Source organism: Leifsonia sp. Y878, assembly GCF_057669685.1.
Window position 1 is genome coordinate 59,877 of record NZ_JBYHFS010000004.1, and the last position, 23,702, is coordinate 83,578.

The window sequence follows — 23,702 nt, forward strand, 5'->3', positions numbered from 1 at the left end:
TACCAAACATCCCGATTCCAGCCATCGGGTTCAGGAGCGCGCAGCGAAGCGGATGCCGCCAGCTAGAGTCACTGAGTGGCTCGGAGCACCCAGCACGCAGCACGAGCACCATGCAGAGACACGCACCGAGCGAGATAGCACCGAGCAGGAGAAGAGGACCGATGGCCGCCACCCTGTCCGACGTCGCCGCACGCGCGGGGGTCTCGATCAAGACCGTCTCGAACGTGATCCACAGCTATCCGCACATTCGGCCAGAGACCAAACAGCGGGTGCTCGATGCCATCGCGCAGCTCGACTATCGCCCGAATCTCAATGCGCGCAACCTGCGTTCAGGGCGCACCGGCGTTATCGGACTCGTCGTTCCCTCGCTCCGCAACCCGTACTTCTCCGAGCTCGCAGCGGCCGTGATCGATGCCGCAGACCACACCGGCATTTCCGTTCTTATCGAGCAATCAAAGAGCACAGAGCCGTCAAAGAGCACAGAGCAGTCAAAGAACACAGAGCAGTCGAAGAACGCTGAACAGTCGAAGAACGCTGAACAGTCGAAGAACGCTGAACAGCCCGAGGGCGCCGCACAGTCCGCCCCCAGCGACCCTGGACACGCGACGAAGACCCAGCTCGTCGACGGCGTGCTGTTCAGTGTGCGCACGCCTGGCCATGATGACACCGGGCTCTACGCCCAGGTCACATCGGCCGCAACCGGCCACCGCGACGAGAACGCCCCAGTCGACCACGTGACCATGCGCAACACCGAAGCAATCAAAGCCGCGACAGAGCACCTGCTGGCGCTCGGCCGCACCCGGATCGCCGTGGTGGGTGCGCACCCTGGCGCAGAAGCCGGCACGGCAAATCTGCGGCTGCTCGGCTACCAGCAGGCGCTGGCATCCGCTGGAATCGAGGTCGACCCCTCGCTCGTACGCCGGGCCGATCACTGGACGCGCTTCGACGGCGCGCTGGCGACTCAGGCGCTCATCGACGATGGCGTCGCATTCGACGGGATCGTCGGCTTCAACGACTCACTGGCCCTCGGTGCCCTCAGAGTGCTGGGTGAGAACGGTATCCGCATTCCGGAGGACGTCTCGGTCATCGGCTTCGACGACCTCGATGAATCGCGCTACTCCTTGCCCGCGCTCACGACGATCAGTCCGGGGCGCGAGCAGATTGCCGCGTTGGCCGTCGAGATGCTCATGGAACGTCTTTCGGCACGCGATTCCGTGATCGAGCCCCGCGAAATCACCGTTCCATTCACGCTGGTCGAACGGGAATCGACGGCTCCGGTCAGTTCCTGACGGCGGTGAGCGCCGCAAAGACGTGCGTGCGCAGCAGCGGTGCAAAGAGTTCGTAGCCGGCCGGGTCGTCCAGATCCACCCAGTGCAGCTCCTCGATTTCGGCGGCAGCGACGGGAGCGGCGGGCACGCTGCTCAGGAAGACCGTCGCGTTGATGTCTGTGTTCGGCTCATTGGCCGCCGGAGCGCTCCAGGTTCCGAGCAGGGTGAGGTCCTCCGGCCGCAGCTCGACGAGAATCTCTTCCGCCACTTCGCGGAGGGCCGCAGCCAACGGAGTCTCTCCGGGGTCCAGCTTCCCGCCCGGCAACTGGAACATTGCCATTCCGCGCTTCCGCACCGTCAACAAGCGCGATGTCGCATCAAGAAAACACACGCCGGCAATGGTCAGAGTCTCGTTGGGCATGACTTCACGCTACCGGGGTGTGCTGGGTGATGCCTCATCACGGCGCACCGCCCCCGTGACCACCACCACGCTAACCGGGCGGCGTCGGAACAAAACGCTTCGTCATGTAGTGTTTACGTGAGGGTTGCAAGATGTTCAGGGCATTGCCAGTGTCGGGAAAAATACCTTCTGGTATGTTCTTAACCACGGGGACAAATTGGGGTGGACACCGCCGTATCCCGGGGGCGCGATCGGGGGATCACGCCCCCGATACGGCCACTTTCGGGTCGCGACCCGCCACCGTCGTTCTGCTTGACGAGTGTTCGACCCTCCAATCGGAGGAGGGGCATGCCAATCCAGGCCAGAGCCATTGAGACGCGCGCAGCCATTATGGGAGCCGCGGCGGCGATCTTCCAGGTGCGCGGCTACGGCGGCACATCCATGAATGACATCGCAGCCGCCGCCGGCGTGACCAAGGGCGCCCTGTACTTCCACTTCGAGTCCAAGGAAGCCCTGGCGCTGGCCCTCATTGCCGCCCAGCACGATGCGGGTATCGCGTTGGTCAGCGACCTGCAGCGACTGGAACTTGCCGGAGTCCCTGCCATCATCTGGCTGACGTTCCAGTTCTCCCGCCAACTCACCAGAGATCCCGTCGTTCGCGCCGGCATCCGGCTGACCCTTGAATCGTCCAACCTCGCGACACCCATCGTCTATCCCTATCAGGACTGGATCACGGCCGTCGAAGCGCAACTGCTGATCGATGACGCACGTGGCGAATTGCGTGCGGGCGTCGAGCCAGAGTCAATTGCCCACCTCATCGTCCCCGCCTTCACCGGCGTGCAGATGGTCTCGGAGATTCTGACCGGCCGCGCGGACCTCTACCAACGCATGGAGGAGATGTGGGCCATCTTCCTGCCCTCGATCGTGCCGCCTGGGCGCGCTGCCACGCTCGTCGAGCAGTCCCGCAGCATCCGCCAGTCACTCGAGCACTGACCACTCCGGCCGCTCTTCCACCCATGCGGTCATGCGCCAGAACGGCTGACGCGGTCTTAGAGTTGTGCGAGTGACTCTCGCTCCTTCCTCCCCCACCGTCTGGGCAACCCTCCGTAACCCCCGACTGCTCAGCGTCGAAGTGCTGGCCGGTGTCGTCACCACGCTGGCGCTCATCCCTGAGGTCATCTCGTTCTCCGTGATTGCCGGGGTCGATCCACGGGTCAGCCTGATGGCATCCGTTGTCCTGGCCATCACCATGTCGATTCTGGGCGGTAGGCCCGCCATGATCACGGCTGCCGCTGGCGCCGTCGCGCTCGTGATCGGGCCCCTGGTCAAGGAACACGGTGTCGAATACCTGCTCCCAACAGTGGTGCTGGCCGGAATCATCCAGATCGCGTTCGGCCTGGGCGGTTTCGCCAGGCTCATGCGCTTCATCCCGCGCTCGGTGATGATCGGCTTCGTCAATTCGCTCGGCATCCTTATCTTCGTCGCCCAGGTTCCGCACCTGCTCGGCGTGCCGTGGCTGGTGTATCCGCTGTTCGCGCTGACCGTGCTCATCGTCGTGCTGCTCCCCCGTTTGACGACGGCTGTGCCTGCTCCCCTCGTCGCCATCATCGTGGTGACCCTCATCTCGGTCATCGCGCACCTCCAGATTCCGAACGTCGGCGACCAGGGCGTGATCTCCGGCGGGCTGCCCGGCATCACTGAACTCCTCGTTCCACTCAACCTCGAGACGCTGGGGCTCATCTGGCCGACGGCACTCAGCGTGGCGTTCGTCGGCCTCATGGAGACGCTCCTCACCGCGAAGCTCGTCGACGACATCACAGAGACCCGCTCGTCGAAGGGGCGCGAGTCCTGGGCACTCGGCATCGCCAACATCGCCGCCGGCTTCTACGGCGGCATTGCCGGCTGCGCGATGATCGGCCAGACGGTCGTCAACGTGAAGCTCGGCCGGGCACGCACCCGCATCTCCACCTTCGTCGCCGGGATATTCCTGCTCATCCTGGTCACGGCTCTTAGCAGCGTGATGGAACTCATTCCCATGGTCGCCCTGGCCGCCGTCATGATGATCGTCGCCCTCAAGACCGTCAACTGGCACAGCGTGAGGCCGTCGACCCTCAAGCGGATGCCACTCTCAGAGACCTTCGTCATGGTCACCACTGTCGTGCTGGTTGTCGTCACCCACAACCTGGCCATCGGCGTTGTCGCCGGAACCGTGCTCGCGATGATCCTCTTCGCCAGGCGAGTCGCCCATGTGGCCAGCGTCGACCGCATCGTGACCGGCGAGGACATGGGTAACGCCCCCTCCGCCACCGCAGCCGCCGCAGCCGCAGCCGCAGCCGCCGTGACATACAGGGTGAACGGCCCGCTGTTCTTCGGCAGCAGCAACGACCTCGTCGAGCAGTTCTCGTATGGCGAGGATCCCGACGCCGTGACGATCGATTTCAGCCACGCGCAGATCTGGGATGCGTCAACGGTTGCAACGCTCGACTCCATTGCAGACAAGTACGCCGCCCACGGGGTTTCGGTGTCATTCGTCGGCCTCGATGAGCGCAGCGCGAACCTGCACGGCCGCCTCAGCGGCACGCTCGACCAGTAGTGTCCCGCGCCGTAACCGTCAAAGTCGGCGACTCGTAACCGTCAAAGTTGGCGACTCGTAACCGTCAAAGTCCCCCGGTTGTAACCACCAAAGTCCGTCGGTTGTAACCGGCACAGTCGGCGAAAAACAGCCGATCCGCGGCTAATTCTGTGAATAAGCGTGTGCACAAGCTGTGGTTATACCTGTGGATAAACCTGTTAATAGAAGCGTTTTCCCTGTTGAAACCCAGATTCTTATCCACACAGGCAAAAACAGAGTTATCCACAGCCTGTGCACAAATTGTGGATAACTACAGCAGTGTTATTCGAGGTTCCGCTCGGCGCCTCAGAATCGTTAATCGAACGTGTGTACCTGCGCCAGAGCGTCGGCGATCTCGTCATAGACAGACGGTTCGTCGATGTAGTTCGCATGCACAGCTGGGAGGTCACGCGGGGTCAGCACGACGGCGTCGGTCGGAGGCCTGTCTGCCCAGCTGAAGACCTCTGCCGCCCGGAATCCCAGCGGATCCCGCGGGTTGAAGATGTTCAGCCACGGACTGAACGGCTGCACCTCGAATCCGGGCCGGAGGGTGGTGAGCGCGTCCATGAGGTAGAGCAGCGGCGCCTGGCTGCCGATGGTGACCGCCAGGTCAACCCGCCTCTCGGTCCAGTCAGGGTCACTCAGCAGGTCGATGGCGATGACACCGCCGAGGCTGTGGCCGGCCACAACAACCGGGGCAGACTGGTCCACTCCCCCGATGACCTGCTGGGCAAGCCGACGGATGCCGCCCCCTCGCTTCAGATAGAAGATCACGTTCGCCACAAAGTCGGTGGCGGCCGTCGTGAGGGGTGCACGGTACTTTTCGATGGCATCCGTGAGAATGCGAAGCGAGGTCTCGCGAACGAGACCCTGGGGTGCAGCGGCCTGCGCATCCTGCGCCTCTGTATAGAGGTCGCGCGCGAAGCGGGAGATAGCCTCTTCTCCGCTCAGCGCCTCTGCTCCGTCGGCCAGGGCGCCATAGTGCGCGGGGAGGGCCGGAATGACATCAATGGGCCCGGCCGCAATGTCGGCCCATTCGACTCCCACGTAGTCAAAGTCGGCGAGCTCGGGAATCCGAGCCAGCTGCGCCCGCACCGACTTTTGGTTCGTCTGGTGGTCCTGACGCCCCGTGCCGTGGATGAAGACGAATGTTCCTGTCAATGGATGCCTCCCCGAACCCTGCTGACGACCGTGGCCGGAACCAGATCCGCGCGTTAGCGGAATCCGGGCCCTGCGCCCGAGCCTTGGCTTGCCTCATCGTAGATTGCGACCATGCGATCACGGAAGACCGCTGTCGTCGATATCCGAGCACGTGAACACCAGTTCCATACTGTCGCTTCTCAAATTTCTTGTCATTCGAATTACACTTTTGTAGTTTTCGAATTACAGCTGTGTAGTTATTAACAGGAGTTTCCACATGTGGATACTTTCTGCAGGCGCCCCTGAATGCCGAAAACCCCCGCTGCCTGTGGGCTCATGCTCACCGGCGGCGGAGGTCTTCGTAGGTATGAACCGCTGAATCGCTCTACAGCGACTTGAGCTCCTCCGTGATCGCAGCGACCGATTTCTTCGCGTCGCCAAAGAGCATCGACGTGGTGGGGGCATAGAAGAGTGGGTTCTCGATGCCCGCGAATCCTGAACCCATCGAGCGCTTGAGCACGATCACCGACTTCGATTGGTCGACGTTCAGGATCGGCATCCCGTGAATCGGCGAATTCGGGTCGTTGCGGGCAGCCGGGTTGGTGACGTCGTTGGCGCCGATGACGATGGAGACGTCCGTGCGAGCGAACTCATCGTTGATGTCGTCCATCTCTTTCATGGCGTCGTAGGAGACATCCGCTTCGGCCAGGAGAACGTTCATGTGCCCGGGCATGCGACCGGCCACCGGGTGAATGGCGTACTTGACCTCGACGCCCTTGGCTTCGAGCAACTTGGCCATGTCTTTCACGGCGTGCTGTGCCTGCGCGACCGCGAGACCATAGCCGGGCACGACGATGACCTGGTTGGCGTATGCCAGCTGAATGGCGGCGTCGGCTGCTGTCGTCGACTTCACCGTGTGTTCGCCGGTGGCAGCTGCCGCGCCTCCGCGGGTGCCACCGAACCCTCCAGCGACAATGGCCGGGATCGAACGATTCATCGCCTTGGCCATGAGGTTGGTCAGGATCGACCCCGACGCACCAACGATCATGCCTGCGACGATCATGGCCACGTTGTTCAGTGCCAGGCCCGCGGCCGCGGCTGAGAGCCCGGTCAATGCGTTCAGCATTGAGATCACGACAGGCATGTCTGCCCCACCAATGGGCAGAACCACCATCAAACCGAGTGCCGCAGCAATCACCAGAGTCACGACGAACCACCAGCCGGCTGCCCCAGTGCCTGCCGCACCAATACCCACCATGACGGCAGCTCCGATGGCAGCGACCAGAATGACAAGGTTCAGCGGTTGCTGCAGCCGCCCGAGCGTGATGGGTCGGCCAGGGAGCACTTCCTGCAGTTTCAAAAACGCGACAATCGAGCCCCAGAACGAGAGTGAGCCAATGATCGCAGCGAAGAGGGATGCGACGACGATCGGGATCACCGGTCCTGTGCCATCGTCAAAGTGGATGAAGCCGTCACTCTCCATGAACTCGGCCCACGCGATCAACGCGACTGTTCCACCGCCAACACCGTTGAACAGGGCAACCAGCTGCGGCATCGCCGTCATCTTGACCCTGCGCGCCGGCGGTATGCCGAATGCGATTCCCACCACGAGGCCGGCGATGATGAGCACCCAGTTGCCGGTGTCACGGATGTGGATGAGGGTGGCGATGACGGCGATGGCCATGCCAGCCGCTGCGACGCGGTTACCGCGCACGGCGGTTTGGGGGCCGGTGAGGCCCATCAGACCGTAGATGAACATCGCGAAGGCGATGATGTAGAGCCCGTAGACGAGATTGTCCATCGTTACTTGTCTCCTTCGGGACGCACGGCTTCGGTGCGCACGGCCCGCTTGGGCTTGAACATGGCGAGCATCCGATCGGTCACGACGAATCCACCGACCACATTGACGGTTCCGAACACCAGGGCGATGAAGCAGATGACCTGCATCAGGATGCTTGGCTCTTCCACCGTGCCGAGCACCGTGAGCGCGCCGAGCACGACGATTCCGTGGATGGCGTTGGTCCCCGACATCAGCGGGGTGTGCAGGGTGTTGGGCACCTTGGAGATGACGGCGAAGCCGACAAATCCAGACAGCACGAGAATGGCGATATTCGCCAGGAATCCGGTGTAGTCGTCCATGGTCAGCTTTCCTCTCGGGGTTCGATGCGGGTGACGCACGACTTGGCGATGACCTCGTCGGTGAAGTCGGGTGCCAGTTGCCCGTCATGCACGAGAAGGGAGACGAGTGCCGTCAGGTTCTTCGAGTACAGCTCGCTCGCGTGTTCTGGCATGGTCGCCGGTAGGTTCAATGGCGACGCGATCGTGACGCCGTGCCGAACCACCGTCTCCCCCGGTTCGGTCAGCTCGCAGTTGCCGCCGGTCTCGCCGGCCAGGTCGATCACGACGCTGCCCGGCTTCATGCCCTCGACCGCAGCCGCCGTCACGAGGCGGGGCGCCGGCCGCCCGGGTACCAGCGCCGTGGTGATCACAACGTCGAAGCCTTTAATGGCTTCCTCGAGGGCCCGCTGCTGCTGTGCGCGTTCCTCTTCTGTCAGCTCCCTGGCATAGCCGCCTTCGCCTGCCGCCTCGATGGCCAAGTCGAGCCACTGCGCGCCCACTGACCGAACCTGGTCGGCCACCTCTGGCCGCACGTCGTACCCTGTCACGCGCCCGCCGAGCCGCTTCGCGGTTGCCAGGGCCTGCAGGCCGGCCACTCCGACACCGAGCACGAGCACGCTCGCCGGCTTCACCGTGCCGGCCGCGGTGGTCAGCATGGGGAAGAAGCGCGTCGACAGTGACGCCGCAAGGATCACCGACTTGTAGCCGGCCACATTGGCCTGGGACGACAACGCATCCATCACCTGGGCTCGCGAGATTCGAGGGATCGCCTCAACGGCGTATCCGTTGATCCTCGCGGCCCGCAGCGCGTCGATCTGGTTCTCGGTGTTCCGGGGGTTGAGGAAGCCGATGAGGGTCGCCCCAGGCACCAGCTTCGCAATCTCAGCCGATGTCGGAGGAGCGACTTTCAAGACCACCTCGGCTGACCATGCGTCGCCGATCTCGGCACCCGCCTCGACATAGAGGGCGTCTGGCATGAGTGCTGCCTGCCCGGCTCCGGACTCCACTATTACCCGAAGTCCCTGGGACACCAGGGTGGCGGCGGCCTTCGGAACCAGGGCCACCCGGCGTTCCCCAGCTTGGGTCTCGGTCACGACTCCTACTCGGAGTCCTTCTTTCTCGCTGACCATGCTTCATCCCTCTTCACTTCGATGTGACGCGCGGAGCTTCAGACAAGGCAGATGTCGGTCCCAACCCAGAACGGACACACGCTATCGACAAGCTATACGCAGATGACGCACGATTTGGTGGACAGTTCTGCATGTCGCAACTCCGATGTGCCTGAGCGGCCTCCACTGGACGGCGAGAAACGACGAACGGCCCCCGAGCAATCGGGGGCCGTTCGTGTGGAACTACGTGTCGCTACTTCACTGTCGCTACTTCACCAAGTTGAGCTCATCCAACTGTGTGAGTTCATCATCCAGCGTGACCGTCGGCTCACCGACAGCTCCACCGGCTGCGCCAGGCGCCGGGCCGCTGCCAATCGCGTGCTTCGACGTGCGGGCAGTCTTCGCGTTCTGGATCAGCGAGATGATGATGTTCACCACCAGTCCGGCAGCTCCCCAGATCGCGATCGTCAGCAGGAACGCGCCGAGTCCGAACCCATCGAAGTACGTGACCGAACGAACCGACATCAGCACTGCTGGCAGGGGCAGCACGTGCTGGAGCGTCTGGAACAGGCCCGGTTGCATATAGGTGGACAATCCACCACCGGATGCCGGTACGCCGACGAACATGAAGATCGTCACCACGGGGATGACCGCGAGGATTCCCATAAGGCGTGCAAACGCCGCCGTGACCAGCCCCAGGCTGAAGATCGTCAGGATTCCGATACCCAGGAACGCGAAGGCCGGCCCCTGGTAGGCCCCGACGAGGGGGCCGGCGATCGTCCACACGACCGTCGACATGACGACCGCCCACGCCGCGAGAATCGGCACCAGCTTGCGCAGGCGAAGCGCCCAGATTGCACCGCCGGCGAGCACGGTGACTCCGAGGAATCCTGCCATGACCAGGCCCATCGTCATGTACAGCATCGTCGAGCCACTCGTGTCAGTGTCGGCGACCGGCGCAACGTCGACCATCTCAACGTCGAAGCCGCCCTGCAGGGCAACCTGCTGGAAGACCCGCTGCACGACCTGCTGCTGTGCCGTTCCGGCGGCACCCGCCGTGTATAGCGTTGCACTGGGATTCGTGGCATCCGGCATGACAACGGCGCCGACCAGGTCACCCTCGAATACCTGGTCGCTGGCCTCCTCGGCCGACGAGAGAACCGAGATGTTGAGCATGTCGCCCATGTTCTCTTCAAGACCCTCCGCCATCTGGGCCGCCACGCCCTCGGTGGAGCTCACCACGGCAACGGGAACCCCGACAGGGCTGGGGCTGTGCATCGCGGCCAGCATGATGCCCACCATCAGGCTGACCATCAGGAACGGGAACAGGGCAAGTGTGAGGTATCGCACGGGAGTGGAGCGGGGCTTGCCGTTGGGCGTTGCGGGGATCCGAACCGGTCCGACGGCGGCAGGGACCACGACGGGCTCCACAGTAGGCGTTCCCGCTTCATCTGCAGCGTTCGCTGCCGCTAGGTCTTTTGCTGCCTTCTTCTTGCGGCGCATGAGATCGAATCCGGCCGTCGCCAGAATCGCGAGAACCGCAGCGATCACGAACCGGAGCAGGTATCCGCCGACCCCGTCACCGCCGAAGTAGACCACGGAGCGAAGTGCTTCGCCGGCGCCAGCCAACGGGAGGATGCCATGGAGGAATCCGAAGAATCCAGGCATGGTGTGCACAGACATCGCCATATTCGACGCTGGCATGCCCATCACAATGATCAGCAGCATTCCGATCAGGACAGCGGCGGGGCCGAGGAGCCTCGACAGGAACAGCTGCATGACTCCGACGCTGAAGATCGCGAGCCAGCCGATGCCAAGCAGCGCGGCGGTGTGGCCTTCAACGGCACCGATGAGTGGTTCGGCGATGAACCAGACGAGTGTGCTCATCAGCGCTGCCCAGCCGGCCCAGATCGGTACGAACTTGCGCAGGCGCAGCAACTCTGGGGCGCCGGTGAGCATCAGGCTGATCGGCATGTACCCGGCAAGCATGAAGCCCATGGCCATGAACATCACGGAGATACCCGCGCTGTCTCCGGCCGGCAGTGGCGTGAGTTCATTCACGTCGACGCTCAGCCCGGCCTCAAGGGCGATCGGGGTGAGCATCTGCTGCACAACGGATGCCTGCGAGGCTCCCGCCGCCGACGCGGTGTAGATCGTGGCAGCAGTTTCGCTCGAGCCATCGGCCGGCAGCTCAATCGCACCGGAAATCTCGCGGTCGTGCAGCAGCTGCTTGGCCTCGGCCACAGAATCGACGATCTGGATGGAGGCGGGGGAATCCTCCGCCTTTTCCAGCGCGAACACGACGTCTTCGGCCAGGGCGCCGCTGCCGACAACGGCGATGGGCATGTCGTGCGGTGACGGTGCGTGCATCGTGCCGATGTAGACGCTCATCATCATGCCGACCATGAGGAAGGCGAACACGAGCGCGCCGATCACGGTGGCAATTGCTGTTTTGCGGGCCTTCGCGGCGTCGGTGGCACCGGACTCTGGATCGGGTGGGGTGTCAATGGTGACGGGTGGGGATATGAGTGACATGTGACTTCCTTGCCGCCTTGCGGCAACAGCTGACACCGCGTACGTGAAACACGACGTACGCGCAGGGACGGGCCCGAGCGCCTGGAATCGACACAGACTCGGTCCCGCGCCAGTGCGTGTGCCGAAATCGGCTACAACTCTGGGAGGCCCGGTAGAGAGAATATACGCCACTTGACTTAGTATCCAAAATCGGCCCGTAGACTGGGCATGAGGCCATGCAGATGCTGGCGCCCACAGTGAAAATCGCACACCAGCGACGACGAATAAGAATCGGTGAAGAACGTGGCCAGACCGAGCGGCCCTGCCAGAGAGGCGCTGATGCGCGCGGCAGAACAACTCATCGCGCAGCATGGAGTAGCGCAGGTATCCAGTCGAAGGATCGCCGAGGCCGCAGGCAACTCAAATCACTCTGCCGTCGCCTACCATTTCGGCGGGCGCGACGAGCTGCTCCAGACCATGGTCCAGCGGCAGATTTCAGAGCTCGAACCGCGCCGCTCAGCCCTGATTGATGAAGTGGGAGAAGACGGCGACGTCCTTACCTACGTACGCTGCATCGTTCTCCCCATGACGGACCTGCTTGCTGGGCTTCCACAGCCGAGCTGGCGAGCCCGATTTCTGCGCCAGACGCTGACCGATCCCGCAGTGGCAGCGCAGTTTGAGAGTGACCCATTGCTCGGTCCGAGCATCCGTCGCGTGGCACGCCTCGTCGCTGACCGACTGTCGCACGTTCCCGCCGACGTGATCAATGGGCGTTTCCGGCTCATTGCGCACATGATCTCCGAGGTATGCGCAGAGGTCGAGGAACGCAACAGCGTAAACCCAGACCAGGCCGACTGGGTCACCACCGGCCGCTTCATAACGGATGCCGCCGCCGGCATGCTCGTCGCGCCAGACACCTCGCGCTCCCCTCTATAAGAGGGGTCGCAACTCGATCCGCCGGTCGACGGACGGGAACGCTTAAACACGAAAGGCCCCCGATTTCTCGGGGGCCTTTCGTGTTGAGCTGGTTGGCCCCAGCTCATTCATTCGCGTGCGCGAGGGGGGACTTGAACCCCCACGCCCTTTCGAGCACTGGCACCTGAAGCCAGCGCGTCTGCCAATTCCGCCACTCGCGCGAACTTGGAAATGCTAACACCTTCCGGATGCACTTCGCGAACTGAGCCAGACTCGAAAACGCCCGCGGCCACGCTCGATAGCCCTCCAGCGGCGTGAATGACAAGAAAGACCCTCGCTTTCACCGCCGAACCGGCAGAGTGACAAGCAGGCAGACAATGGGTGCCACAGCAAGCCACGACGATCACCCCATATGATGACAATTCACACTTTGAGGGACCCTCAGGCGAGTTAACACCAGAGGCAAGTAACATGCTCATAGCCAAACGGACCGGATCGGGAGACCTGTGGGCATACTGGATAACTTTGAAAAGGGCTTGGAGCGCGCCGTCAACGGCGCTTTCGCCAAGACCTTTAAGTCGGGCCTGCAGCCGGTGGAGATCACATCCGCGCTGCGTAGGGAGCTCGACACCAAAGCCGCGGTCGTTTCCCGCGACCGTATCCTCGCGCCCAATCGCTTTGCCGTGCGCATGGCACCGGCCGACTACAGGCGGATGACCGGTATCGGTCCGACCCTCGTCGACGAACTGACCCAGCTCGTGCAGCGGCATGCGGCGACGCAGCGCTATCAGTTCGCCGGCGCTGTATCCATTGCCATTGTCGAAGACCCAAGCCTCAGTGAGGGCATGGTCCAGATTGACTCCAGCAGTGTCTCAGGCACCATCGCCTGGACCCCCGTCGTCGATATCAACGGAACGCGGTATCCGCTGACCAAGTCACGCACCGTCATCGGTCGTGGCAGCGACGCCGACATCACCGTCAGCGACACCGGCACATCGCGCCGACACGTTGAGATCATCTGGGATGGTTCCCACGCCCAGGTACGCGACCTTGGTTCCACCAACGGCTCCCAGCTGAACGGATCTCCCGTGAAGCAGGCAGTCCTCGAACCGGAGTCCGTCATCAGCATTGGTCGAACCCAGATAACGTTCCGGGTGGTCGCGCAAGCGGCATCCGCCAACCCCACCCCGCCAGCCCGCAACAGCGGTTCGGCCGAGCGCCACGACATGGGTGGATTCTGGGGGCCTGCGTCGTGAACGTGAGTGAACTCACCCTCCTGGTTCTCCGCCTTGGCTTCCTCCTGGTGCTCTGGCTCTTCATCTTCGGCATTGTTTACGCCCTCCGCAGCGACCTCTTCGGGCAGCGGGTTCGCAAGCTGCAACCGGATGTCGCTGCCGCACCGGTTCCCTCCCCCGCAGCCGCGTTCCCCAGCAGCCCGCCGCCCGCTGCCGCACCGCCAGCCCCCGCTTTTGCGTACGCCCCGGCGGCAGACCTCCCCACTGAGGCCATCACCTCACCGGGATCTACCGGCTCACCGGCCGCGCCAGGCAGGGCCACCAGCCAGAACGCCACGCGCCTGGTCATCACCTCAGGCCCGAAGGCCGGAACCGAGTTCCCGCTCGGATCCGATCCCGTCACCATCGGCCGCTCCAGCGACTCGAGTCTTGTCATTCGCGACGACTACACGTCGACACACCACGCCAGGCTCATGCTCTGGAATGGCGAGTGGATGATCCAGGACCTCGACTCAACAAACGGCACATTCCTCGCCGGTGCCCGAGTAGCCGTTCCAACGCCGGTGCCCCTCAATACGCCCGTCAAGATCGGCGCAACGAGCTTCGAGCTGCGGCGGTAGGTGCATGGCGACAGTTAGTCAGAGCGCAGCCGTCTCCAACGTTGGCAGGATTCGATCCAACAACCAGGACTCCGGGTACGCGGGACATTCCCTGTTCGTAGTGGCCGACGGCATGGGCGGGCACGCGGGCGGCGACGTGGCCTCTGCGATCACGACGAAACGCATCATCGAAGCCGACCGCCCATACGAGTCGGCTGCAGAAGCCGAATTCGCCCTCCAGGCCGCTCTTATCGCCGCCAATTCCCAACTCGCCGACACCGTGTTCGAGCACTCAGAGCTCACCGGTATGGGCACAACCGTCAGTGCACTCGTCGTCCAGGGCGACCAGGTCGCCATCGCCCACATCGGCGACTCGCGCATTTACCTGTACCGCGACGGCGAACTGTCGCAGATCACCACAGACCACACCTTCGTCCAGCGCCTCGTCGACAGCGGGCGCATCACCGAACAAGAAGCCATGGTGCATCCCCGGCGATCGGTGCTCATGCGCGTCCTCGGCGACGTCGAGTCCTCCCCGGAGATCGACACGTCGATTCTCGCCACACACGACGGTGACCGCTGGCTGATCTGCTCCGACGGGTTGAGCGGTGTGGTGTCGAATGCAGCCATCGCGAACGCCCTGGGCAGTGGCGCGTCAGCCAAGCACGTGGCAGAACGCCTGGTCAAGGAGAGCCTGGATGCCGGCGCCCCTGACAACGTCACCATCGTCGTTGTGGACATCGGTCCGGCCTCAGGCCGTCAGGAGACACCGACAATTGTCGGATCGGCCGCCGCTCCGCTGGCATTCGGCGAAGAGCCCGTGCGCAAGAGCCCGCTCCGCCTCCCTGCCCTCCGACTGCACCCGGTGCGCGAGTCGCACTTCGAGCCGGACTCGCAGGATTACCTCTCAGAACTCATCGAAGAGGATGCCCGCCGCGTCAAGCGCCGCAAGGCCACCTGGCTGGTAGCGATCATCGTCCTCGTACTCGCCCTCGTCGGCGGCAGCATCCTCGGTTATCAGTGGACGCAGACCCGCTACTTCGTCGGCGTTGAGGGAAACTCGGTCGCGATCTTCCGCGGCGTGCAGCAGGACCTCGGTCCGATCAAGCTGTCCAGTGTCTACGAGACCACCGACGTGTCCGTAGACGACCTCCGGGTGTACGACCGCCAACAGGTCGAGAACACCATCAATGCGCCGTCTCTCGACGGTGCCAAAGTCATTGTCGAACGGCTTCGTGATGCCCAAACCGACTAACAACTCCGCACCGGACACCATGCCACGGGCTGCATCACCGGCCACGGGCAAGATCCGCCGCATCCGCCTGCCGCAGAAGCTGCGCAACCTCGAGCTCGTTCTGCTGATCGTGGCATGCCTCATCAACGCCAGCGCGGTCATCCTGGTGCAGCTCGGCGCACTGGGCCGCATCGACACCCAGCTCGTGCTGCTCGGGGCCGGCCTCTCGGTCCTGGTGATCGGGCTGCACATCGCCATGCGCTTCGTCGCCCCGAACGCCGATCCGTTCATCCTGCCGATTGCGACGGTGCTGAACGGCATCGGCATCGCCATGATCTATCGCATCGACATTGCCAACAACGAGTCCGGCTGGGCGAGCGCATCCGTTCGCCAGATCGTCTGGAGTTCGATCGCGATCATCTGCGCGATCGCCGTGATGGTGGTCATTCGCAATCACAGGGTGCTGTTCCGCTACACGTATATCTTCGGCCTGATCGCCGTGATCCTGCTTCTCCTTCCCCTCGTTCCTGGCCTCGGCCGCGAGGTCAGCGGGGCCCGCGTCTGGGTCGGTATCGGCGACTTCGCCACATTCCAGCCCGGTGAGATCGCGAAGATCGCGTTGGCGATCTTCTTCGCCGGCTACCTCGTGCGCAACCGCGACAGCCTGTCGATGGTGGGCAAGAAATTCCTCGGGATGCGCTTCCCCCGCTTGCGTGACCTCGGCCCCATCCTGGTGATCTGGGCGCTCTCCATGTCGGTCATCATCTTCCAGCGCGACCTCGGTACAGCGCTGCTCTACTTCGGCCTGTTCCTGGTCATGCTCTACCTCGCCACCGGCCGCGTCAGCTGGGTCGTGCTCGGCATGGCTCTGTTCATCGGCGGAGCTTTGATCGCCAGCCAGACCCTCGACTACGTCCATGGCCGCTTCGCGAACTGGCTCGACGCCTTCAATCCGGACGTCTATGGAGCGGATGGCGGCAGCTACCAGCTCGTGCAGGGCATCTTCGGCCTCGCCAAGGGCGGCCTTCTCGGCACGGGTCTCGGCCAGGGGCGCCCAGACATCACACCGGTGCCCCAGAGCGACTACATCATCGCGAGCCTCGGTGAAGAGCTTGGCCTGGCCGGAATCTTCGCGATCCTGGCGCTCTATATCTTGTTCGTCGCACGCGGATTCCGCATCGGCTTCGCCGGCCAGGACGACTTCGGCAAGCTACTCGGCGTCGGCCTCTCCTTCGTTGTCGCCCTCCAGTGCTTCATCGTCATCGGCGGTGTCACCAGGGTCATCCCGCTCACCGGCCTCACGACCCCGTTCCTGGCCGCCGGCGGATCGTCCCTCGTGGCGAACTGGATCATCGCGGCCCTCCTTCTGCGCCTGTCAGACACGGTGCGCAACCAACCAAGGCTGGTGGTGTGATGAATCGCGAACTCAAGCGGATCAGCATCTTTGTCCTGATCATGTTCCTGGCCCTGCTGTCGTCGACCACGATCATCCAGGTCTTCCAGGCCGACAACCTGTCAGCGGATGCCCGCAACCAGCGCACCCTGCTCGACAGCTACTCGGTTGAACGTGGACCCATCCTGGTCGCAGGCCAGCCGGTCGCCCAGTCCGTTCCCGTCGATGACGATTACAAGTTCCAGCGCGTCTACAGCAACGGGCCGCTCTACGCACCCGTCACGGGCTTCATCCCTGTCAATGGCGCGCCCACCGGGCTGGAGCAGGCGCTGAACAGCGAACTGAGCGGAACCTCGAACTCGCAGTTCTTCGACCAGCTGACCGCCATCGTCACCGGTGAAAAGCCGGCCGGTGCCGCGGTGGAGACCACCATCGATCCCGTCGCCCAGCAGGCAGCGTGGGACGCCCTCGGCGACAAGACCGGCGCTGTAATCGTGACCGAACCGAAGACCGGGCGCGTGCTGGCCATGGTGTCGAAGCCGAGCTACGACCCGAACCTGCTCGCCGTGCACAACACCGAAGAGGTCAACAACACCTACGAGGCCCTGGTTGACGATCCGACGAGCCCGCTCATCAACCGTGCGATCAACGAGCTGAACCCTCCCGGATCCGTCTTCAAGCTTGTTGTCGTGGCTGCTGCGCTCGATTCGGGCCAGTACACGCCGGAATCGACATTCCCGAACCCCCTCACCTTCCAGCTCCCCGGTACAGAGACCTTCGTCCGCAACACAGAGGGCGGAAATTGCGGTGGCGGCGATACAGTCACGATCGCCACGGCACTCAAGCTGTCGTGCAACATCCCAATGGCCGAGCTGGGACTCGCACTCGGCCAGGATGCGATTCGCGAGATGGCTGAGAAGTTCGGCTTCAACACCGACTACTCGATTCCCCTCGACGTCTCACAGAGCGTCTTCCCCAGCGGACTCAGCGAAGCTGAGACGGCCCTGTCCTCCTTCGGCCAGTTCGAGGTCACGGCGACTCCCATCCAGATGGCCATGGTGTCGGCCGCGATCGCCAATGGTGGGAAGCTCATGCAGCCGAATCTCGTCGATGCGATCACTGCTCCGAATCTGACCCCTCTCCAGACCTTCGAAGCGAAGGAATTCCAGCAGGTGATCAGCCCAGAAACCGCCGCAACCATGACCCAAATGATGATCAATGGAGTCAATAGCGGGGCTGCGACCAATGCAAGAATAGACGGGGTCGAGGTTGCTGGAAAAACGGGTACCGCGGAGAACGGATCTACGGATCCGTACACTCTGTGGTTCACAGGATTTGCCCCGGCAAATGATCCGCAATACGCGATCACAGTTCTCGTGGAAAATGGCGGGGGCCTTGGTCAAACGGGGTACGGCAACCTTCTTGCCGCACCAATCGCAAAGCAGGTACTAGAGGCGGTGCTGAATAAATGAGACCCACAACAGGGCTCACCTTCGGGGGACGATACGAGCTCAAGTCCCGAATAGCCATCGGCGGGATGGGCGAGGTGTGGCAAGCCACTGACCTCGTCATCGGTCGTACGGTCGCTATCAAGATCTTGAAGGACGAGTATCTCGGCGACCCCGGGTTCCTTGAGCGCTTCCGCGCCGAAGCACGCCACGCGGCACTCGTGAACCACGAGGGCATCGCGAACGTCTTCGACTACGGCGAAGAAGACGGCAGCGCCTTCCTCGTCATGGAACTCGTACCTGGCGAAGCCCTGTCGACGATCCTCGAGCGCGAACACGTGCTGCCGACCGACAAGGTCCTCGACATCGTCGCCCAGACGGCTGCGGCACTGCACGCCGCTCACGCTGCCGGGCTCGTTCACCGTGACATCAAGCCGGGCAACCTGCTCATCACTCCTGACGGCCGCGTCAAGATCACCGACTTCGGTATCGCGCGCATTGCCGACCAGGTTCCGCTGACGGCTACCGGCCAGGTGATGGGCACCGTCCAGTACCTGTCTCCTGAGCAGGCCAGCGGTCACCCGGCATCGCCGACCACCGACATTTACTCCCTCGGCATCGTGGCGTACGAAGCCCTCGCCGGTCGTCGCCCGTTCACGGGTGAGTCCCAGGTCGCCATCGCCATGGCCCAGATCAACGAGACGGCGCCCGACCTTCCGGTCACCGTCTCTGAACCGGTGCGCAACCTGGTCTTCGCGTGCATCGCGAAGAACCCGGCCGATCGTCCAGCTTCTGCAGCACACCTGGCACGCGCGGCCACCGCCCTGCGTCGCGGCGATGTCGCAGCAGCAGCTGCGGCCGTACCTGCCGTGCTCGCGGGTATCTCGGCGACGGCAGCGACAACCATGCTGATGCCGCGTGCCGGAGATGACCAGACCACCTCCCTCATGCCGACGAGCGCTCCAATGACCCGTGCAGAGGCTGCAGCGGCCGAAGACGCCAAGAAGAAGAAGCGCAGCCCGTGGACGTGGCCGTTGATCGGTCTGATCGCGCTGCTGGCCATCGTGCTGATCGGAACGCTGATCGCACTGTTCTCCCAGCAGTCAGACAACAAGGCGCCCATCGAAACGACGTCGAGCTCTGCTCCGCCAGAGCCGAGCAAGACCGCGACGCAGACGCCAAAGCCAACGCAGACCACGCCACCGGCAGCGGAACGCGTCACCGTGACGGAGAGTGACTTCATCGGACTCTCCAGCGGCGACGCCAGGGCAAAGCTCCAGGAGCTCGGCCTGGTCGCCAACGTCGTCACCGGCAACGCGGCAACCACTCCAGACGATGTTGACAAGGTCTACGCGGTCAACCCGACCGGCCCTGTCAAGATCGGCGAGACGATCACCGTGACTGTCTACGGCGATCTGGTTGCGCCGACTGCTCCATCGACTGCGCCGACGCTGGTCACCGCCGGCCCCATCGGCGCTGGCAACCCTGTCAGCATCAGCTGGCCTGCGCAGTCGTGTCCGAGCGGCCAGACCTTGTCTGGGTACGAGGTCTCCGCCGACAATGGCGCTGCTGTCCAGGCACCCAATCCCACGTCGGCCGACGTGACGACTGCAACCGTAACCGCCGGATCAAGCAACTTCACCGTGAAGTACCAGTACTTCTGTGGCCAGATCCCCTCTGGGTTCTCGCCGGCGCTTCCCGTGACAGTCGTCGTCACGTCAACAACAACGCCGTAACGCCGCAACGTGCACCGAAGCCTCCCGCGGCAGCGCTGGAGGCTTCGGGTTACGATTGGCCGGGTAGTTCGTAAGAGTGGAGTGTCGCATTGACTGAAGATGGCCGCCTGATCGCGGGTCGATACCGTGTAGGCGCGCTGATCGGTCGCGGGGGGATGTCCGACGTACACGTCGGCACTGACTCGCGCCTCGGCCGCACAGTCGCGATCAAGCTCCTCAAGTCCACGCTGGCGATGGACCCCGCATTCCGCACCCGGTTCCGCCAGGAGGCGCAGGCCGCCGCCCGGATGGCGCACCCCACCATCGTGCGCGTTTTCGATGCCGGCGAAGAGACCATCACCGACGCGAACGGGCACGAGTCCCAGTTGCCGTTCATCGTGATGGAGTTCGTCGACGGTCGCCTGCTGAAAGACATCATCAAGGAAGGCCCGCTCGAGTCGGCAGAGGCCGTGCGCATCATCGATGGCGTGCTGACCGCCCTGGAGTACTCGCACCGTGCAGGTGTCGTGCACCGCGACATCAAGCCGGGCAACATCATGATCACCAAGGCCGGCCAGGTCAAGGTGATGGACTTCGGCATCGCCCGCGCCATCTCAGACTCGTCGACCACCGTTGCCCAGACCACAGCCATCCTCGGCACAGCCTCGTACTTCTCTCCTGAGCAGGCCAAGGGCGAATCAGTGGATGCCCGCACCGACCTGTATTCGACCGGCGTCGTGCTGTTCGAGATGCTCGCCGGTCGACCGCCGTTCAGAGGCGACACCCCCATTGCCGTCGCGTACCAGCACGTGAGCGAGCAGCCGGTCAAGCCAAGCTCCATCAATCCGAAGGTGTCCCCTGCGCTCGACGCTGTCGTCGGTCACGCACTGGCGAAGGACAGGTTCCAGCGCTACCAGAGTGCTGCCGAGTTCCGTACGGATGTCGAGATCGCCGGCGCCGGCCAGATTCCGGTGCACCGCACGGCCGAGGACGGCGCAGGAGGACTGTTCGGCGCCCCTCCCACCGTCGTGTCGAGTTCTGAGCTCGCGCTGAAGCAGCTCTCAGAAGACCAGACGATGGTGCGCACCCAACGCCGCCCACCGGTCATTTGGATTTGGGCCGGAATCGTCAGCGTGATCGTCATCGTCATCGCCGTGATGTTCTGGGTCTTCAGCCTGACCCCATCGAGCGAGCTGCCAGACAACTCCCGCAAGATCCCCTCGCTGGCCGGCGAGACCTACGACGACGCGCAGAACACCCTGCTCGACCTCGACCTCGCCGCCACCAAAGCGGAGGAACCGAGTGAATCCGTGCCATCCGGCCAGGTCATTCGCACCGATCCGTCTGCCGGCACGATCGTGCAGCCCGCCGAGGTCATCAAGGTCTTCGTCTCAACGGGTGCTGTGCCCGTCGAGGTTCCCGATGTCACGAACCAGACCATCACGGATGCCCAGACAGCGATCACGGACGCCGGCCTGGTTCCCGGGTCCGTCACCAGGGAGAACTCGGCCACGGTGCCAGAGGATGTCGTGATCCGCACCGATCCTGAGGCCGCTGCGAAGGAGTTCGCCGGCGTCACGGTGAACTTCTTCACCTCCAGCGGGCTCGTCAAGCTCAGCGATCTGCGCGGGCAGTCGCTGAGTGCCGCGACCGACCTTCTCAACTCACCGTCGCTGAAGCTGACCGCCATTCCGAAGCCGGATTACAGCTGCGAGTCGACGGCGGGGTCGCCGGTCGTCAACCAGTCCCTCGCCCCCGGAGATGTGCCCCAGCGCTCAGAGGTCACCCTCACCTACTGCGCCGGCTAAAAGCCGCCCGACGCCCGACGCCCGACAAGAGTGTCTGGGTTGCTGAGGCGACTCAGGGTGAGGCTAGCTCAGGGTCAGTACTAGCTCAGGGTCAGTACTAGCTCAGGGTCAGTACTAGCTCAGTTTGAGCATGGGGCTCAGGCGCGCGGCCTTCTGCTGCGCATCCGCCAGTCCGGCAACGGCCAGCCAGTTGCCCAGCATCCGGTATCCGCCCTCTGTGAGCACGGACTCCGGGTGGAACTGCACCCCGAAGATCGGCGAGGTCTCGTGCCGCAGACCCATGATGATTCCGCCCTGGGTGCGCGACGTGATGATCAGTTCACTCGGAACAGTTCCGTCAACGACGGCCAGCGAGTGATACCTGGTTGCCGTGAACGGCTGCGGCACACCCTCGTAGAACGAGCTGTCGTCGTGGGTGATCACGGACGTCTTGCCGTGCATGAGCTCTTCGGCGTTGGTCACCGTGGCACCGAAGGCCTCAGCAATGGCCTGGTGGCCAAGGCAGACGCCGAACAATGGCACACCGTTGGCATGTGCCGCTTCAACCACGGCGATCGACACACCGGCCTCTGACGGCTTGCCAGGTCCAGGCGACACCAGAACGCCGTCGAACCCTGAGAGCCGTTCTGCTGCCTCCGCAGGGGCGAATGCGTCGTTGCGGAGCACCTCGGTCTCCGCGCCCAGCTCGAGCAGGTATCCGTTCAAGGTGTAGACAAAGCTGTCGTAGTTGTCGATGACAAGGATGCGAGTCATTGACCGCCCACCGTCGCTTCCTGATTGTTGATGAATGCATCGACCACCGGGAACACCCAGACGTCGAGTACAAAGAGAACTGCTGCCACCAGAATAAGCACGATAAGGATTCGAACCCATATCGGCCCCGGAAGCGCACGCCAGAGTGCTGCATACATGAGTGCGTTCCTATTCCTTGGCCTGGGCGGTGATGATCGGGGCCAGTCCGGCTGGCGGCCCAGCTGAGAGCGGCTGCCAGGAGTCGAATACCCCGTAGGCGATGATCCGCTCAGCAGTGGACAAGAGCGGATTGCAGCTCGTCAGCGTGATGATGCGGTCAATCGCCGACGCTGACGGCTGATTGGGTACCGCGGCAATGACCTCGATCTGGCTCGGCTGCACGTACTCGAGGTCCCTGAAGGTGTACGTGTAATAACCGTCGGCCGTCTGCACATAGATGGCGTCACCGATCTGCAATTCGTTGATCAAGTGGAGTCCGCCGCCGTACGCACTGCGGTGCGCGGCTACCGCGAAATTGCCCACCTCGCCCGGCATCTGTGACACCGGATAGTGACCGATTCCCAGCCGAGTGCTGTTCAGCACATTGGTTCCCGTTCCACCGGCGATGGTCCGGTGGTAGTCAGCGCCGAACCGCGGCACGTAGAGCACGGCGAACGCTTCGCCATCTTCTGGCGGGGCCGCAACGATGGGAGCACCATAGTCGACCGGTTCCGCCGGGTCTGTGGGCACGGGAGCCGGCGGGGCATCCGCTATCCACTGCTGGCTGATGTCTGTGGCCGCACTGGACTGCGCCTGGGCAGTGACCAGGTCGTTCCACCACAGCTGCCACACGAGGAACAGCATCACCAGCACACCTGCCGTGATCAGCAGCTCACCCACAACACCGATGACAGTGACCGGTCGTCGATTTATCGCTCGGTGACCATACCGGGTCGTTGGCTCGTGAGCCGGGGAATCCGGGAGGGTCGCGGTCATCCTCCGAGTCTAATCAGGGATTGTCTGCCGAAATCTGGCAATTGGTGCTGCGATTGGCCTCAACACGACGAGCGGATGCCGGCAACCCTGGTCCACAGGGTGATGACGGTAGAATCTCACGCATGGCACGTACGAAACCCCGCACCAAGCCCGCACGCGACGAGGCTGCCCGCTCGAACGAGGACGCCCCGAACCCTGTGTGGTTCAAGCCAGTGATGTTTGGCTTCATGCTGCTTGGCCTCATCTGGATCATCGTCTTCTACGTGAGCCAGGGCACCCTGCCGATTCCGGCACTGGGTTCGTGGAACATCCTCGTCGGTTTCGGAATCGCATTCGTGGGATTCCTCATGACAACGCGCTGGCGCTAATCGTCGCCTCTGATCAGGGGTTAAATCCCTATCGGGTGACAATTACACACGTGTAATTATCCCCAGTGTGGAAACACCTGTGGATAACTTTCGACCCTC

The 23,702-nt window shown here is 63.3% G+C and carries 21 protein-coding genes and 1 tRNA gene; 12 read left to right on the forward strand and 10 right to left on the reverse strand.

Annotated elements, in window-relative coordinates:
* Nucleotides 1-161: 161 nt before the first annotated feature.
* Nucleotides 162-1,289 carry a LacI family DNA-binding transcriptional regulator gene (locus AC25Y4_RS13575; protein ID WP_488120960.1) on the forward strand — a complete coding sequence of 376 codons (1,128 nt, stop codon included), beginning with the start codon at nt 162-164 and terminating at the stop codon, nt 1,287-1,289.
* Here AC25Y4_RS13575 and AC25Y4_RS13580 read toward each other — a convergent pair.
* The gene (locus tag AC25Y4_RS13580) at nt 1,279-1,689 is read right to left on the reverse strand and encodes an NUDIX hydrolase (protein WP_488120961.1); all 411 of its coding nucleotides are present in this window, start codon (nt 1,687-1,689) and stop codon (nt 1,279-1,281) included. The two genes, AC25Y4_RS13575 and AC25Y4_RS13580, sit on opposite strands and share 11 nt — an antisense overlap.
* A 327-nt stretch (nt 1,690-2,016) precedes the next feature.
* Between AC25Y4_RS13580 and AC25Y4_RS13585 the strand changes: the two genes are divergently transcribed.
* Together AC25Y4_RS13585 and AC25Y4_RS13590 are read left to right on the forward strand one after the other, a co-directional pair.
* A complete protein-coding gene (locus tag AC25Y4_RS13585) occupies nt 2,017-2,661 on the forward strand; it encodes a ScbR family autoregulator-binding transcription factor (RefSeq protein ID WP_488120962.1) in 645 nt (214 codons plus the stop codon).
* A gap of 70 nt (nt 2,662-2,731) precedes the next feature.
* Entirely contained in the window at nt 2,732-4,261 is a 1,530-nt protein-coding gene (locus AC25Y4_RS13590) for a SulP family inorganic anion transporter (protein WP_488120963.1), read from the forward strand.
* A 333-nt stretch (nt 4,262-4,594) separates the two neighbouring features.
* Here AC25Y4_RS13590 and AC25Y4_RS13595 read toward each other — a convergent pair whose 3' ends face one another.
* The 5 genes from AC25Y4_RS13595 to AC25Y4_RS13615 form a co-directional block, all read right to left on the reverse strand.
* Nucleotides 4,595-5,440: a hypothetical protein gene (locus tag AC25Y4_RS13595; protein WP_488120964.1), complete on the reverse strand. Its 846-nt coding sequence runs from the start codon at nt 5,438-5,440 to the stop codon at nt 4,595-4,597.
* Nucleotides 5,441-5,804: 364 nt separating this feature from the next.
* A complete protein-coding gene (locus tag AC25Y4_RS13600) occupies nt 5,805-7,220 on the reverse strand; it encodes an NAD(P)(+) transhydrogenase (Re/Si-specific) subunit beta (protein WP_488120965.1) in 1,416 nt (471 codons plus the stop codon).
* Between the two features lie 2 nt (nt 7,221-7,222).
* The gene (locus AC25Y4_RS13605) at nt 7,223-7,558 is read right to left on the reverse strand and encodes an NAD(P) transhydrogenase subunit alpha part 2 (RefSeq protein ID WP_488120966.1); all 336 of its coding nucleotides are present in this window, start codon (nt 7,556-7,558) and stop codon (nt 7,223-7,225) included.
* A 2-nt stretch (nt 7,559-7,560) separates the two neighbouring features.
* Entirely contained in the window at nt 7,561-8,631 is a 1,071-nt protein-coding gene (locus AC25Y4_RS13610; protein WP_488120967.1) for a Re/Si-specific NAD(P)(+) transhydrogenase subunit alpha, read from the reverse strand.
* A 282-nt stretch (nt 8,632-8,913) separates the two neighbouring features.
* A complete protein-coding gene (locus AC25Y4_RS13615; protein ID WP_488120968.1) occupies nt 8,914-11,181 on the reverse strand; it encodes an ABC transporter permease in 2,268 nt (755 codons plus the stop codon).
* Between the two features lie 282 nt (nt 11,182-11,463).
* Here AC25Y4_RS13615 and AC25Y4_RS13620 point away from each other — a divergent pair, with 282 nt between their 5' ends.
* Nucleotides 11,464-12,096: a TetR/AcrR family transcriptional regulator gene (locus tag AC25Y4_RS13620; protein ID WP_488120969.1), complete on the forward strand. Its 633-nt coding sequence runs from the start codon at nt 11,464-11,466 to the stop codon at nt 12,094-12,096.
* Between the two features lie 116 nt (nt 12,097-12,212).
* Here AC25Y4_RS13620 and AC25Y4_RS13625 read toward each other — a convergent pair.
* Nucleotides 12,213-12,296: transfer RNA gene (locus AC25Y4_RS13625), tRNA-Leu, on the reverse strand.
* Between the two features lie 285 nt (nt 12,297-12,581).
* Here AC25Y4_RS13625 and AC25Y4_RS13630 point away from each other — a divergent pair.
* The 7 genes from AC25Y4_RS13630 (at nt 12,582) to pknB (ending at nt 21,507) form a co-directional block, all read left to right on the forward strand.
* Nucleotides 12,582-13,331: an FHA domain-containing protein gene (locus tag AC25Y4_RS13630; RefSeq protein WP_488120970.1), complete on the forward strand. Its 750-nt coding sequence runs from the start codon at nt 12,582-12,584 to the stop codon at nt 13,329-13,331.
* Between the two features lie 2 nt (nt 13,332-13,333).
* Nucleotides 13,334-13,930 carry an FHA domain-containing protein FhaB/FipA gene (locus AC25Y4_RS13635; RefSeq protein ID WP_488120971.1) on the forward strand — a complete coding sequence of 199 codons (597 nt, stop codon included), beginning with the start codon at nt 13,334-13,336 and terminating at the stop codon, nt 13,928-13,930.
* Between the two features lie 4 nt (nt 13,931-13,934).
* Nucleotides 13,935-15,164 carry a PP2C family protein-serine/threonine phosphatase gene (locus tag AC25Y4_RS13640; protein ID WP_488120972.1) on the forward strand — a complete coding sequence of 410 codons (1,230 nt, stop codon included), beginning with the start codon at nt 13,935-13,937 and terminating at the stop codon, nt 15,162-15,164.
* Nucleotides 15,148-16,557 (forward strand): FtsW/RodA/SpoVE family cell cycle protein, encoded by a 1,410-nt coding sequence (locus AC25Y4_RS13645; protein WP_488120973.1) that lies wholly within the window; start codon nt 15,148-15,150, stop codon nt 16,555-16,557. The genes AC25Y4_RS13640 and AC25Y4_RS13645 overlap by 17 nt, the downstream gene beginning before the upstream one ends.
* Nucleotides 16,557-18,008 (forward strand): peptidoglycan D,D-transpeptidase FtsI family protein, encoded by a 1,452-nt coding sequence (locus AC25Y4_RS13650; RefSeq protein ID WP_488121253.1) that lies wholly within the window; start codon nt 16,557-16,559, stop codon nt 18,006-18,008. Before AC25Y4_RS13645 ends, AC25Y4_RS13650 begins: the two co-directional genes overlap by 1 nt.
* Entirely contained in the window at nt 18,005-19,720 is a 1,716-nt protein-coding gene (locus AC25Y4_RS13655) for a protein kinase domain-containing protein (RefSeq protein ID WP_488120974.1), read from the forward strand. Before AC25Y4_RS13650 ends, AC25Y4_RS13655 begins: the two co-directional genes overlap by 4 nt.
* An 89-nt stretch (nt 19,721-19,809) precedes the next feature.
* On the forward strand, nt 19,810-21,507 hold the full coding sequence (gene pknB / locus AC25Y4_RS13660) for a Stk1 family PASTA domain-containing Ser/Thr kinase (protein WP_488120975.1): 1,698 nt from the start codon (nt 19,810-19,812) through the stop codon (nt 21,505-21,507).
* 114 nt (nt 21,508-21,621) lie between these two features.
* On the opposite strand, the gene AC25Y4_RS13665 is transcribed toward pknB, so the two are convergent.
* From AC25Y4_RS13665 to AC25Y4_RS13675, 3 genes are read right to left on the reverse strand one after another with little or no spacing between them, the layout of a single operon-like run.
* Nucleotides 21,622-22,260: an anthranilate synthase component II gene (locus AC25Y4_RS13665; RefSeq protein WP_488120976.1), complete on the reverse strand. Its 639-nt coding sequence runs from the start codon at nt 22,258-22,260 to the stop codon at nt 21,622-21,624.
* The gene (locus AC25Y4_RS13670; RefSeq protein ID WP_488120977.1) at nt 22,257-22,418 is read right to left on the reverse strand and encodes a hypothetical protein; all 162 of its coding nucleotides are present in this window, start codon (nt 22,416-22,418) and stop codon (nt 22,257-22,259) included. The genes AC25Y4_RS13665 and AC25Y4_RS13670 overlap by 4 nt, the downstream gene beginning before the upstream one ends.
* 10 nt (nt 22,419-22,428) lie before the next feature.
* Nucleotides 22,429-23,235 carry a class E sortase gene (locus tag AC25Y4_RS13675; protein WP_488120978.1) on the reverse strand — a complete coding sequence of 269 codons (807 nt, stop codon included), beginning with the start codon at nt 23,233-23,235 and terminating at the stop codon, nt 22,429-22,431.
* A gap of 122 nt (nt 23,236-23,357) precedes the next feature.
* On the opposite strand from AC25Y4_RS13675, the gene AC25Y4_RS13680 reads away from it, so the two are divergent.
* Complete coding sequence (locus tag AC25Y4_RS13680) at nt 23,358-23,603, forward strand: cell division protein CrgA (protein WP_488120979.1); 246 nt, start codon at nt 23,358-23,360, stop codon at nt 23,601-23,603.
* Nucleotides 23,604-23,702 lie beyond the last annotated feature (99 nt).

What these genes read in the sequence shown, in the direction of transcription:
- AC25Y4_RS13680 (WP_488120979.1), top strand. Translation starts at nt 23,358, where the DNA reads ATGGCACGTACGAAACCCCGCACCAAGCCCGCACGCGACGAGGCTGCC.
- AC25Y4_RS13605 (WP_488120966.1), bottom strand. Translation starts at nt 7,558, where the DNA reads ATGGACGACTACACCGGATTCCTGGCGAATATCGCCATTCTCGTGCTG.
- AC25Y4_RS13580 (WP_488120961.1), bottom strand. Translation starts at nt 1,689, where the DNA reads ATGCCCAACGAGACTCTGACCATTGCCGGCGTGTGTTTTCTTGATGCG.
- AC25Y4_RS13600 (WP_488120965.1), bottom strand. Translation starts at nt 7,220, where the DNA reads ATGGACAATCTCGTCTACGGGCTCTACATCATCGCCTTCGCGATGTTC.
- AC25Y4_RS13670 (WP_488120977.1), bottom strand. Translation starts at nt 22,418, where the DNA reads ATGTATGCAGCACTCTGGCGTGCGCTTCCGGGGCCGATATGGGTTCGA.
- AC25Y4_RS13615 (WP_488120968.1), bottom strand. Translation starts at nt 11,181, where the DNA reads ATGTCACTCATATCCCCACCCGTCACCATTGACACCCCACCCGATCCA.
- AC25Y4_RS13655 (WP_488120974.1), top strand. Translation starts at nt 18,005, where the DNA reads ATGAGACCCACAACAGGGCTCACCTTCGGGGGACGATACGAGCTCAAG.
- AC25Y4_RS13585 (WP_488120962.1), top strand. Translation starts at nt 2,017, where the DNA reads ATGCCAATCCAGGCCAGAGCCATTGAGACGCGCGCAGCCATTATGGGA.
- AC25Y4_RS13645 (WP_488120973.1), top strand. Translation starts at nt 15,148, where the DNA reads ATGCCCAAACCGACTAACAACTCCGCACCGGACACCATGCCACGGGCT.
- AC25Y4_RS13640 (WP_488120972.1), top strand. Translation starts at nt 13,935, where the DNA reads ATGGCGACAGTTAGTCAGAGCGCAGCCGTCTCCAACGTTGGCAGGATT.
- AC25Y4_RS13665 (WP_488120976.1), bottom strand. Translation starts at nt 22,260, where the DNA reads ATGACTCGCATCCTTGTCATCGACAACTACGACAGCTTTGTCTACACC.
- AC25Y4_RS13575 (WP_488120960.1), top strand. Translation starts at nt 162, where the DNA reads ATGGCCGCCACCCTGTCCGACGTCGCCGCACGCGCGGGGGTCTCGATC.
- AC25Y4_RS13650 (WP_488121253.1), top strand. Translation starts at nt 16,557, where the DNA reads ATGAATCGCGAACTCAAGCGGATCAGCATCTTTGTCCTGATCATGTTC.
- AC25Y4_RS13675 (WP_488120978.1), bottom strand. Translation starts at nt 23,235, where the DNA reads ATGACCGCGACCCTCCCGGATTCCCCGGCTCACGAGCCAACGACCCGG.